At 71.7% G+C, this 11,472-nt stretch carries 9 protein-coding genes and 2 pseudogenes; 3 read left to right on the forward strand and 8 right to left on the reverse strand.

Translation table 11 applies throughout. From position 1 onward, the window contains the following. The 7 genes and pseudogenes from AC2H6A_RS13970 to AC2H6A_RS14000 all read right to left on the reverse strand — a co-directional run. Nucleotides 1-182: pseudogene (locus tag AC2H6A_RS13970) on the reverse strand (glutathione-dependent disulfide-bond oxidoreductase); the annotation flags it as partial. A 23-nt stretch (nt 183-205) separates the two neighbouring features. Continuing rightward, entirely contained in the window at nt 206-1,213 is a 1,008-nt protein-coding gene (locus AC2H6A_RS13975; RefSeq protein ID WP_484274208.1) for a Bug family tripartite tricarboxylate transporter substrate binding protein, read from the reverse strand. Between the two features lie 16 nt (nt 1,214-1,229). Continuing rightward, nucleotides 1,230-1,754, reverse strand: a complete 525-nt coding sequence (locus tag AC2H6A_RS13980) for a UGSC family (seleno)protein (protein ID WP_484274216.1) — start codon at nt 1,752-1,754, stop codon at nt 1,230-1,232. Continuing rightward, nucleotides 1,748-3,199, reverse strand: coding sequence for a hypothetical protein (locus AC2H6A_RS13985; protein ID WP_484274209.1), 1,452 nt, complete (start codon nt 3,197-3,199; stop codon nt 1,748-1,750). Before AC2H6A_RS13985 ends, AC2H6A_RS13980 begins: the two co-directional genes overlap by 7 nt. Nucleotides 3,200-3,212: 13 nt before the next feature. Continuing rightward, nucleotides 3,213-3,689: a GNAT family N-acetyltransferase gene (locus AC2H6A_RS13990; protein ID WP_484274210.1), complete on the reverse strand. Its 477-nt coding sequence runs from the start codon at nt 3,687-3,689 to the stop codon at nt 3,213-3,215. A 75-nt stretch (nt 3,690-3,764) separates the two neighbouring features. Further along, complete coding sequence (locus AC2H6A_RS13995) at nt 3,765-4,523, reverse strand: SDR family oxidoreductase (RefSeq protein WP_484274211.1); 759 nt, start codon at nt 4,521-4,523, stop codon at nt 3,765-3,767. Between the two features lie 67 nt (nt 4,524-4,590). Further along, nucleotides 4,591-6,870, reverse strand: coding sequence for a patatin-like phospholipase family protein (locus AC2H6A_RS14000; RefSeq protein WP_484274212.1), 2,280 nt, complete (start codon nt 6,868-6,870; stop codon nt 4,591-4,593). Between the two features lie 83 nt (nt 6,871-6,953). On the opposite strand from AC2H6A_RS14000, the gene araD reads away from it, so the two are divergent. The 3 genes and pseudogenes from araD (at nt 6,954) to AC2H6A_RS14015 (ending at nt 10,324) form a co-directional block, all read left to right on the forward strand. Beyond that, complete coding sequence (gene araD, locus AC2H6A_RS14005; protein ID WP_484274213.1) at nt 6,954-8,693, forward strand: L-arabinonate dehydratase; 1,740 nt, start codon at nt 6,954-6,956, stop codon at nt 8,691-8,693. Nucleotides 8,694-8,750: 57 nt separating this feature from the next. Continuing rightward, nucleotides 8,751-9,198, forward strand: a pseudogene (locus tag AC2H6A_RS14010) (FAD-dependent monooxygenase); the annotation flags it as partial. A 121-nt stretch (nt 9,199-9,319) separates the two neighbouring features. Continuing rightward, nucleotides 9,320-10,324, forward strand: a complete 1,005-nt coding sequence (locus tag AC2H6A_RS14015; protein WP_484274214.1) for a 3-carboxyethylcatechol 2,3-dioxygenase — start codon at nt 9,320-9,322, stop codon at nt 10,322-10,324. Between the two features lie 22 nt (nt 10,325-10,346). Here AC2H6A_RS14015 and AC2H6A_RS14020 read toward each other — a convergent pair. After that, on the reverse strand, nt 10,347-11,472 hold a 1,126-nt coding region (locus AC2H6A_RS14020), incomplete at its 5' end, for an MBL fold metallo-hydrolase (protein WP_484274215.1).

Below are 11,472 nucleotides of genomic sequence, written 5' to 3' on the forward strand. Positions count from 1 at the left end.
ACCGTGACCTTCACGCCGTTGGGCGTGCCCAGCGAGTAGAGCTGGAAGGGATGCCGACCCACTGGCAGTTCATGGTCATGCGTGGGCCCGGCGATCGGCCGGTTGATGTTGGCAAAGCGCCCGCCGCTGGCCTTGTTCCAGGTCCAGACCTTGGGCGGGATGTATTCGGTGCTGTCGCTCATGAGAGGGGCTTCCGGGGTTGGGTTCAGTCGAGCTGGATGTTCTCGCGCCTGATGATGTCGGCCCAGCTGGCCGATTCGATGCGGATGCGCTCGCTGAACTCCTTCGGGCCGAGGAGATCGACATCGCCGTGGGGCAGCAGCTGGCGCACCAGGTTGGCATCGTCCTTGAGCGAGGCCAGCGCGGCGTGGAGCCTGTCGATGATGGCGGGCGGGGTCTGCGCGGGCGCGAACAGGCCCAGCCAGAAGGTGACATCGATCTGCGGGTAGCCGGCTTCCTTCAGGGTGGGCACCTCGGGAAGGTCGCGCCAGCGCCGCGTGCCGGTGACCGCGAGCGCGGTGAGCTTGCCGGCCTTGATGGGCGGCACCGCCAGCGGGGTGTCGATGAACGCATCGACCTCCTTGGCGAGCACGCCGAGCTGGGAGGCCACCGCGCTCTTGTAGAGCACCTCGTTGGCCTTGATGCCGGCGTGATTGTTCAGGATGCGGAAGGTCAGGCCGGTGATGTTGCCGGGGCCGGCCGCCGCATAGCTGAGCGCGCCCGGCCGGGCCCTGGCCCAGCTCACCAGCTCGGCCACCGTGCGGATGGGCCCGGTGCGTTCGTTGGTCGGGTTGACCACGAGGATCAGCGGCGCCGAGGTCACGGGCGTGACCGGCACGAAGTCCGCCATGCTGTAGCCGAGCTTGCGGTACAGATGCGGATTGACCGTCATGCTGCTGGAGTTGGTGACCAGCAGGGTGTAGCCGTCAGGGGCGGCGCGGGCCACCTCGGTGGCACCGATGACGCCGTTGGCGCCGGGCTTGTTGATGACCACCACCGGCTGGCCGAGGCGGGTGCGCAGCTGTTCAGCCGCCACCCGCGCGATGGTGTCGGTGGTGGTGCCCGCGGCAAAGCCCACCAGGATCTGGATGGGCTTGCTCGGGAATGACTGCGCCGGCGACTGCGCGGCGACAGGCGACGCGGCGACGGCGGCACCCGCGGCAAGCAGCCCGCCGAGCATCCGCCGCCGCCCGGAGGGGGCGGCGGGTTTCATCAGCAAGGTCCCTGGATCAGGCCTTCTTCTTCACCAGGAGGGCCAGGATGGCCTCGAGGTGGTCGTCGGCCATCTTGCGCATTTCTTCATCGGTGCGGTCCTGGACCGGATGCGGCACGAACACATACGCCGGATCGGTGCCCAGGGCCTTGGACTGAACCGCGGCCGCATCGATGAACTCGGTGGTGGCCACCCCCACGCTGGGGATGCCGCTGGCTTCGAGATCTGCGAGGTCATGCGTACAGCACGACGTGCAGGAGCCTCAGTCAGCCAGACCTTCGATGACCACATTGACCTCGCCCACGATCTGATGCCGCAGGGGCACCGGCGCGGGCTTGGCCACGGTGGGCTTCATGTAACGCCGCACCGCCACGCCACGCTGCGTGAGCAGCGACTCGAGGCGATCAAGGAAGACATCGCCACGCGGCTTGGAGATGTCGAGCAGGCCCACGGTGAGGCCCTGCAACTGCTCGGGCCGCGCCAGGCGCGGTCGAGACGAGGCCGACTGTTCGGCAGTCGGGTCGAGGATGACGGTCACGATTTCACCTCCCTGTTGACGGGTACGGATCCGGCGAAACCGCCGGAGGTCCATCCCCCGATGATGCCCGAGAACATGCCGGCACCACCGCCGGCACGCACGATCAGCAGCCCGCCATTGCGCAGCTTGTTGCGCGAGGCGCCGCCCGCCGTGGCGGGCAGGCCTTCATCGATGCCCTTGGCGCCACGCACCAGCTCGGCGATGGGCACCTCGCAGAGCCGGTACAGCTCCTCGAGCAGGCGGGCCTTGCTCCAGCCGGCGGCACGGAAGGTGCGCTCATGCTCGGGGCTGACCACCAGCATGGCATCGCAGGCCGGCGCGAGCTTGACGTTGTGCAGCACCTTGAGCGACTCGGCAAAGCTGCGGGCGAGGCTCTCAGGGGTGCGCGATTTCTGGTCGACCACGCCCTGCAGGCCATAGCCGGCGAAGACCGTGACCGCCGACACGCCGCGGGCCACGCCGAAATCGGCCGACAGCGGCTCCCAGCAGGAGCCTTCCTCGTCTTCGGCGAAGCAGTAGGTGTACTTGCCGGGATTGCCCAGCGTGGCGCGGTCGACCTCCTGGGGCCGGCCGCCGCCGACATTGCGGATGACCAGCTGCAGCGCGCGGCCGATGGTGGCGTTGGCGCGGTTGCCCTGGCCTAGCGCATTGCCGCGCGCGTTCATGCCGATCTGGCGGCGTACCGGGCCGTTGACCACCACCACCGGCCCCACGAACATGGTGGTGGCCAGCACCCCGTGCCATGAGAAGGCGGGGTCGAGCGCAGCCTCGACCGCGGCCAGCACCACCGGCAGGTACTCGGGCTTGCAGCCGGCCATGACGGCGTTGATGGCCACCTTCTCGACGGTGAGCGGCACCAGGTTGGGCGGGCACAGGCCGAGCAGCTCCTGGGGGTCGCGGGTGGTGCCGCCGAGCATGCGCAGCACACGCTTCTGGGTGGGCGGCACCACCGGCAGGCCGTCGGTCCAGCCGCGCTCGAAGATGGCCTCGATCTCGTCTTCATCGTCACCGAAGCTCACCTGCCGGGCGGTGAGGCCGGTCTGGCCGAAGCGGATGCGCAGGTCTTCGAGCTTGCCCGGCTCGACATTGAGCGCGCCGCAGCCCGGACGCAGCGCGGGCAGGCCGGCGCCCAGGCCGGCCGAGCCGCTGACCCGCTCCCACTCGGCGCGGTCCCAGCCGAAGGTGCGGGCGGTCTCAGCGCCGCCACTGCGGCGGATGAGGGTGGGCACGATCTCGATGCCGAGCTGATGGGAGACATCGAGCCCGGTGTCGTCGAGCCGGCGGGCGATGGAGGCCGGAAAGCCGGGGTCGTCCTGGGTGTAGACGGCGAGCGCGCCAGCGGCGGCAAGCTGGGCGAGCACCGGCTCGATGAGCTCGCAGGTGGGACAGTCGCGCTTGACCACGGCCACGAGGCCATCGGCGGGCAGGCTCACCACGGGTGCGGTCATGCGGTCTCCGGAATCAGGGCCCGCTCTCGCGCGGCGGGTGCGTCGAGTGTAAGTCAGGCGTGCCGGGGTGGGGGAACGCGGGTACCGAGAACAGCGCGAGTTCATGGCGCGCCACCGCAGCCCGGGCCCAGAAGGCCAGCCCTTCAGGGTTGTTGCGGAACACGGTGAGGTGGGCCTTCTCGATGCCGAGCGCGCGCAGGCCGGCGATCGAGGCCGCGAGCAGCGCGCTGGCCAGGCCCTGGCGGCGGTGGTCGGTGTCGACCGCGAGGTGGTAGATCATGCCGCGCCGGCCGTCATGGCCGCACAGGATGGTGCCCACCAGCCGCGGCCCGGCCTGGGCCACGAAGCTCAGCCCGGGGTTGCGGGCCAGGAAGGCCGCCACCGGCTGCTCGGCATCGGCCGCGCTCAGGCCCACGCCCGGCGTGCGCCGCCACAGCGCCAGCGCCTGGGCATGGTCGGCGGCAACGAAGGGGCGCAGCGGCGGGCGCATGGACGGCCGGCGCTGCCGGTGGATGCGGGCGGGTGCGGGCGGGTGCGGGCCGGCGGGTCCGGACCTGCGCCTGCCTCAGCCGCGGCCCACGAAGGGCATCTTGGTGGCCATGACCGTCATGAACAGCACGTTGGACTCCAGCGGCAGCCCGGCCATGTGCAGCACCGAACGGGCGACATGCTCGACATCCATGCGCGGCTCGACCCGCATGCTGCCGTCGGCCTGCGGCACGCCGTTGGCCATGCGCTCGGTCATCTCGGTGACCGCATTGCCGATGTCGATCTGGCCGACCGCGATGTCGTACTTGCGGCCATCGAGCGCGCCCGAGCGGGTGAGCCCGCTCACCGCATGCTTGGTCGAGGTGTAGGGCGCCGAGTTGGGCCGCGGCGCGTAGGCCGAGATGGAGCCGTTGTTGACGATGCGCCCGCCCCGCGGGTTCTGGTCCTTCATCACCCGGAAGGCCTGCTGCATGCAGAGGAAGGTGCCGGTGAGGTTGGCATTGACCACGGTCATCCACTGAGCGTAGCTGAGGTCCTCCAGCGGAAGGGGCGGCGCGCCGGTGCCGGCATTGTTGAAGAGGAAGTCCAGGCGGCCGAAGCGGGCCACCGCGGCATCGAAGAGCGCGCGCACCGAGTCGGGGTTGCCGACATCGGTGGGTACCGCCAGGGCGGCCGAGCCGCGCTCGCCGGCGGCGGCGATGGTGGCGGCCAGCGCATCGGCACGGCGCCCGGCCAGCACCACCTGCCAGCCGGCGTTCAGAAAGGCGAGCGCGGTGGCGCGGCCCACGCCGCTGCCCGCGCCGGTGATGAGGGCGACTTGGTTCTGTCCAGACATGGGATGCCTCCGGTGGGGAAGGCCTGCGAGCTTACCCGAGGCGGCTCGAGGGCGGGCGTGGGCGCCGCTAGGGCCGTCCCAGATAGAGGTACAGGGTGGAGCGGCCGCGCTCGCCGAAGCCCAGGCCCAGATAGACCGGGCCGAGCCCGGTGCTCGCCCCCATGAAGAGGCTGGCACCGGTGTGCCAGCGCGGCTCGGTGAAGGGCACATAGGGCTTCTCCATGCGCCCGGCCTCGAGGGAAGCGCCAAGGTACAGCCCGGTGCCGAAGGGCCGCGGCAGCGGCATGACCCGGTTGTAGTACATGAGGCGCGCGTACTGCATGGAGGAGCCGAGCAGCTGGTTGATCTGCAGGCCCGACAGGTTGAGAAAGCCGCCGAGCGTGAACGCGTCGAGCGCGGGCAACTCGCCGCCGGGGCTGGAGCCCACCCGGCCGAGCAGGTTGAAGGTGTGCGGGCCGCGGCTGAAGGCGCCCTGAGCCTGCGCCTCCAGCCGCGTGTAGCGAAGCTCGCCCCCCAGCATCTCGCGCGCCAGGTAGGCGGCGCTGTCGAGCGCCCAGCCCTGGCGGGGAAAGTCGAGGGAATCGAGCTGGTCCATGCTCAGCCGCGCGGCAACCCCGCCGTGGCGGTACTTCTCCTCGAGGAGGATGGGCAGACCCACCTGGGTGCTGTTGCTGCGCCGGCCGGCCACCAGGCCGATGCGGGCATCGAAGAGCGCACTCTGGGCGCCCACCATCAGCTCGGCCTGGTCGTTGCGCACCGAGTAGTCGGTGACCCGGGTGTCGTTCATGAACAGGCTGAGCGGCCGGCTCTCGGTGCTCAGGCGCGGCAACAGGTACAGGCGGCCATCGGGCGAGAGCGGCTGCATCAGCTGGGTGAGCAGGCGCTGGGTGCGGCCCACCTGCAGCAGCGAGGTCCACTCGCCGCCCAGGGAGTTGACCCAGGTACGGGTGTGCAGCACCGGCACATTGAAGTAGGTGTTCGACTTGGAGTCGACGGCCGCGCCCATGCCGAGCAGCAGATAGTTCGGCCCCAGGCTGCGCTCGCCGGGCTGGATCCAGAGCACACCGCTGCCCTGCTCGGGAACGATGCGGTAGTTCACCTGCGAGAAGTCGCCGCGGGCCATGAGGGCGGCGATGTCGCGATGCAGGGTCTCGCGGTCGAGCGGCACGCCCTCGGCCTGATGGCGCACCTGCGCCTCGACGACCACCGGATTGACGAAGCGGGTGGGGCCGATGCGGATCTGGTCGACGCGCTCCGGGGGCCGGGCCCAGGCGCGGCGCGCATCGGCGAGCGCCTGGTACTCGGCAGCGGGCACGGCCAGCGCGCGCAGGGCCGGGCCGCGCAGCTGCGCGGCTCGCTCGCCAGACGGGATGCCGGCCACACCGCGGCCGAAGTCGGTGGAACCGATGGGGCCGAGGTCAGGGGTGATCAGCAGGTCGCGCCCGTTCAGCTCGGCCAGCGAGCGCCGGACATTGTCCTCGATGAGGATGTTGACCATCTGCGCGGCCACGCCGATCAGCGACTGCAGTTCGTCCTCGCGCAGCAGCGGGCTGCCGACATCGACGGCGATGACCACATCGGCGCAGAGCTTGCGCACCACATCCACCGGCAGGTTGCGGCTGAGGCCGCCGTCGACCAGCAGGCGCTCCTGCTCGCGCACCGGCGCGAAGCCCGAGGGCACCGACATGCTGGCGCGCACGGCGCGCACCAGGCTGCCGCGCTCGAGCACCACCATGTCGCCGCGCACCAGGTCGGTGGCCACGGCGCGGAAGGGCACGCCGAGCTGGTCGAAGCTGGCGAGCTCGGTGCTCACACCGAGCAGCTCATGCAGCAGCAGCTCCACCTTGTGGCCGGCGCTCAGGCCCGGCGCGGCGCGCAGGCCGCTGGCATCGACCCCTAGCGTGACGCCGAGCTGGGGCAGGCGCTCGGCCTGCTTGGTCCGGTAGGCCTGCTCGGTGCGCGCGACCTCGTCGACGAAGATGTCGCCCCAGTCGACCCGGCGCAGGCGCGCCTCGATCTCGTCGGGCGACAGGCCGGCGGCATAGGCCGCGCCCACCGCCGCGCCCGCGCTGGTGCCGGCGATGCAGTCGACCGGCACGCGCATCTGCTCGAGCACGCGCAGCACGCCGACATGCGCGAAGCCGCGGGCGCCGCCGCCCGACAGGGCCAGGCCGATGCGCGGGCGCGCGGACGAGGCGGCGGACGCCGCACCGTCTGACGACGAGGGCTGGCCCCACGCCGCACCCGTGAGGGTGAGGGCGAACACGAGGGCAATGGCCCGCGACCGATGCCGGGGCGGCGGGCTGCACGGCACGGTGGCGACTTCCTGGAAGGGCGACGGATTCATGGACGGCAGGCGAGGTGCGGCGTGGTGGGTGGCGGCCGCAACCCCGGGATTATCATCGCAGCCACTGTCCGCCGGAGCATCCGATGAGCGCCAAACCCCGCAAGAAGCCCGAAGAACTGCGCAGCCACCGCTGGTATGGCGTGAACGACCTGCGCTCCTTCGGCCACCGCTCGCGCACCGCGCAGATGGGCTATCACCGCAGCGAATACGCCGGCAAGCCGGTGATCGCCATCATCAACACCTGGAGCGAGATCAACCCCTGCCACACCCACTTCCGCCAGCGCGCCGAGGAGGTCAAGCGCGGGATCTGGCAGGCAGGCGGCTTCCCGGTGGAGATGCCCGCCATCTCGCTCTCGGAGCCCTTCCAGAAGCCCACCACCATGCTCTATCGCAACCTGCTCGCGATGGAGACCGAGGAGCTGCTGCGCTCCTACCCGGCCGACGGCTGCGTGCTGATGGGCGGCTGCGACAAGACCACCCCGGCCCTGATCATGGGCGCGCTGTCGATGAACCTGCCGGCGATCTTCGTGCCGGCCGGTCCGATGCTGCGCGGCGACTACAAGGGCGGCTTTCTGGGCAGCGGCAGCGACACCTGGAAGTACTGGGCCGAACTGCGCGCCGGCAACATCAGCGAGCAGGACTGGCGCGACGTGGAAGAGGGCATCGCGCGCTCGCCGGGCCACTGCATGACCATGGGCACGGCCTCGACCATGACCAGCGCCACCGAGGCGATGGGCCTCACCCTGCCCGGCGCAGCCTCGATACCGGCGCCCGACTCACGCCATGCGCAGATGGCCACGCTTTCGGGCAAGCGCATCGTGGACATGGTCTGGGAAGATCTGTGCATTCGAGACATCGTCGATGCCCGCGCCATCCACAACGCCGTGACCACCGTGCTCGCGCTGGGCGGCTCCACCAATGCCATCGTGCACCTGATCGCGCTGGCGCGGCGCGCCGGCGTGGCGCTCGATCTCGAGCGATTCGACGCGCTGGCCCGCGGCACCCCGGTGCTGGCCGATGTCCGGCCTTCGGGGCGTTTCCTGATGGAAGACTTCTACTACGCGGGCGGGCTGCGCGGCCTGCTGTCGCGCATCACCGACCTGCTCGAGACCGACGCGCCGACCGTCAACGGCCGCACGCTGGGCGAGAACCTCGAGGGCGCGGCCGTGCACAACCCCGAGGTGATCCGCCCGCGCGACACCCCGCTGGTGGCCAGCGATGGCCTGGCGGTGCTGCGCGGCAACCTCGCGCCCGACGGCGCGGTGATCAAGCCCCCGGCCATGGAAGCGCATCTGCAGCGCCACACCGGCCCGGCGGTGGTCTTCGACGACTACAACGACATGGCCGCGCGTATCGACGATCCGGCGCTGCCCGTCACGGCCGACTCGGTGATCGTGCTGCGCAGCGCCGGCCCGCAGGGCGCGCCGGGCATGCCCGAGTGGGGCCAGCTGCCCATCCCGCGCAAGCTGCTGCAGCAGGGCGTGCGCGACATGGTGCGCATTTCGGACGCCCGCATGAGCGGCACCAGCTACGGCGCCTGCGTGCTGCATGTGGCGCCCGAGTCGCATGTCGGCGGGCCGCTCGCGCTGGTGCGCGATGGCGACCTCATCGAACTCGACGTGCCGGGCCGGCGCCTCGAACTGAAGGTCGACGAGGCCGAGCTGGCCGCGCGCCGCGCCGCCTGGACGCCGCCCGCACCGCGCTTTTCGCGCGGCTTCGGCGCGCTCTACCTGAAGCATGTCAGCCAGGCCAACGAGGGCTGCGATTTCGACTTCCTCGGCGAGCAGGCCGCAGCACCCCACGGCGACCCCGAGATCCACTGACACCGTGAACGCATCCGCCATGCCGGCCCGCCACGTTCCGCAGCCCCGGAGCAACGCATGAACGCCCTCGCGGCCGACGCCTTCGACGCCGACGTCGCCATCGTGGGCGCCGGCCCGGTCGGCCTCACGCTGGCCAACAGCCTCGGCGCGCACGGCGTCTCGGTGCGGCTGATCGAACGCCTCGAGGGTCTGATCGACTATCCGCGCGCGATCGGGATCGACGACGAATCGCTGCGCACGCTGCAGGGCGTGGGGCTGGCCGATCGGGTGCAGGCGCACATCACGCCCGACCAATGGATGCGCTTCACCACCGCCGACGGGCGCTGCTTCGCCTCGATCGAGCCGCGCACCGACGAGTTCGGCTGGTCACGGCGCAACGCCTTCATCCAGCCGCAGGTCGATCGCATCCTGCACGAGGGGCTGGCGCGCTTTCCGGGCGTGCAGGTGCTGTTCGGCCAGGCGCTGGCCGGCTTCACGCAGGACGACGACGGGGTCACGCTCGAACTCGAGGCCGGCGAGCCGCAGCATGGCGCGGCCTCCGACGGCTCTGCCGCCCCCGACGGCTCCGCGCCCACCGACGCCGGCCCCGCGCGCCGCGCGCTGCGCGTTTCCCAGGAGCCCACGTCATGAATGCACGCGATGCCGACCGCGCCGTCTCGTCCGCGGCGCACGCCCCATCCCGGGCAAACGCCACCGCGCCGCGCGCCTTCCTCGGCCTGTCGCATTCGCCCCTCATCGGCCTGAACCCGGTCGCGCCCGAGGTCGGTGCGGCCCTGCAGGCCGCCATTGCCGACGCCCGCGCGCGGGTGCGCGCCTTCGACCCGGAGCTGGTGGTGATTGCCGGCCCCGACCACTACCACGGCTTCTTCAACGAGCTGATGCCGCCCTTCTGCCTGGGCACGCAGGCCACCGCGGTGGGCGACTGGGATACGCCGGCGGGCGCGCTGCGGGTCGATGCCGACGCGGCCCTCGGGCTCGCCGCCTTCCTGATGGACGAAGGCTTCGACATCGCGCTGTCGCGGCGCATGCGCGTGGACCACGGCTTCGCGCAGGCGCTGCAGGCGCTGTGGGACGGGCTGGACACGCCGCCGCTGGTGCCGCTCTTCATGAACGCCGTGGCGCCGCCGGGCATTCCACGGATCGGCCGTTGCCTGGCGCTCGGTCAGGCGATCGGCCGCTTCCTCGATGCGCTGCCGCGTCGCACGCTGCTGATTGGCAGCGGCGGGCTGTCGCACGAGCCGCCAGTGCCCACGCTCGATCATCCCGACCCGGCGGTGCGCGAGCGCATCACCGTGCGCAGCGACCCCGACCCGGCCAGCTTCGGCGCGCGCAAGCAGCGGGTGATGGCCCACGGCATGGCGCTGGCCGCGGGCGATGCCCGCCACAAGCCGCTCAATCCGGCATGGGATGCGCGCTGGCTCGACGCGCTGGAGAGCGGCCGCCTCACCGATCTGCTGGCCCTGGACGAAGACGCCATCACCCGCGAGGCGGGCCTGTCGGCGCACGAGTCCAAGACCTGGCTGATCGCGCGCGCCGCCACCGGCGCGGCCACCTGCGAGTTTCGCCACTACCAGGCCATACCCGAGTATGTCGCGGGCTTCGGCGTGATGTTCGCGCGGAGCACGGCGTAAGCCGGCGCCGGGCGCCCGCGGCTCAGCGTGGCGCCCGCCCCGCGCCGAAGACGATCGACTGCCCGGGCACCAGCATCCGGAACCGCGCCTCAGGGATGCCGGCCCCGCGCAGCGCCGCGCGCAGGTCCTCGATGGGCGCCTCGTAGGGCTCGTCGGTGAGCTGGAAAGTGCCCCAGTGGATACCGATCGACAGCGGACCGCCCAGGGCCTGGTGCAGGCGCACCGCCTCGTGCGGGTTCACATGCTGGGCCGCCATGAACCAGCGCGGCTCGTAGGCGCCCACCGGCAGCGCGGCGAGATCGAAGGGCCCCAGGCGCTGGCCGATCACGGCGATGTCGTTGGTCCAGCCGGTGTCGCCGGCGAAGTAGGCGCGCAGCGCGGGATGGTGCAGCACCCAGCCGCCCCAGAGCGTGCGGTTGCGGTCCCACAGCCCCCGCCCGCTCCAGTGGTGCGCGGGCACGAAGTGGAAGACCGCCTCGCCCACCGCGTGGCGCTCCCACCAGTCGAAGCCCTTCACGTTGTCGATGCCCTGCTCGCGCATCCAGGCATCGACGCCGAGCGGCACCAGGAACAGGGGCGAGCCGCCGGACTGGGCGGCGAGTTCGCGCACGGTGGGCAGGTCGAGGTGGTCGTAGTGGTTGTGCGAGATGAGCACGACGTCGATGCGCCCCAGCCGGCGCGCCTCCTCGGGCACCGGGTGCAGACGCTTCGGGCCGAGCAGCTGGGGCAGCGGCGAGGCGCGCTCGGAGAAATGCGGGTCGGTGAGCACGCGCAGGCCGCCGACCTCGAACAGCAGCGTGGCATGACCGAACCAGGCCACCCGGGTGGCCGCGGCCCCGGCGCGCGCGGCCTGAGCGGCGCCGGCCGGTGCACCGCCCGCGCCGGCATCGACACCCACCGGCAGGACGCGCCAGGTGTCGGCCCCGTCCGGCGGGTCGGCCGCTGGCGAACGCCAGGCCAGGGGCAGCGAGGCCCAGGCCGCGGCGATGCGATCGGGATGGACCATCGCGTCGAGGTCGAGGTCGCGTCGCGACCACCACCAGCGCAGCAGATCGCCCGGCGGCTTGTTCACCCGCGTGCCGTCGCTGTTGACGAAGCCGTCATCGCGGTGATGCGCCGCGGGAGGCCGGTTGCCCGAGATGGCCACC

The sequence above is a fragment of the Quisquiliibacterium sp. genome (genome assembly GCF_982640115.1).

Excerpts from the sequence above, each read along its gene's own strand:
- AC2H6A_RS13975 (WP_484274208.1), bottom strand. The coding sequence starts at position 1,213 with ATGAAACCCGCCGCCCCCTCCGGGCGGCGGCGGATGCTCGGCGGGCTG.
- AC2H6A_RS13985 (WP_484274209.1), bottom strand. The coding sequence starts at position 3,199 with ATGACCGCACCCGTGGTGAGCCTGCCCGCCGATGGCCTCGTGGCCGTG.
- AC2H6A_RS13990 (WP_484274210.1), bottom strand. The coding sequence starts at position 3,689 with ATGCGCCCGCCGCTGCGCCCCTTCGTTGCCGCCGACCATGCCCAGGCG.
- AC2H6A_RS13995 (WP_484274211.1), bottom strand. The coding sequence starts at position 4,523 with ATGTCTGGACAGAACCAAGTCGCCCTCATCACCGGCGCGGGCAGCGGC.
- AC2H6A_RS14000 (WP_484274212.1), bottom strand. The coding sequence starts at position 6,870 with ATGAATCCGTCGCCCTTCCAGGAAGTCGCCACCGTGCCGTGCAGCCCG.
- araD (WP_484274213.1), top strand. The coding sequence starts at position 6,954 with ATGAGCGCCAAACCCCGCAAGAAGCCCGAAGAACTGCGCAGCCACCGC.
- AC2H6A_RS14015 (WP_484274214.1), top strand. The coding sequence starts at position 9,320 with ATGAATGCACGCGATGCCGACCGCGCCGTCTCGTCCGCGGCGCACGCC.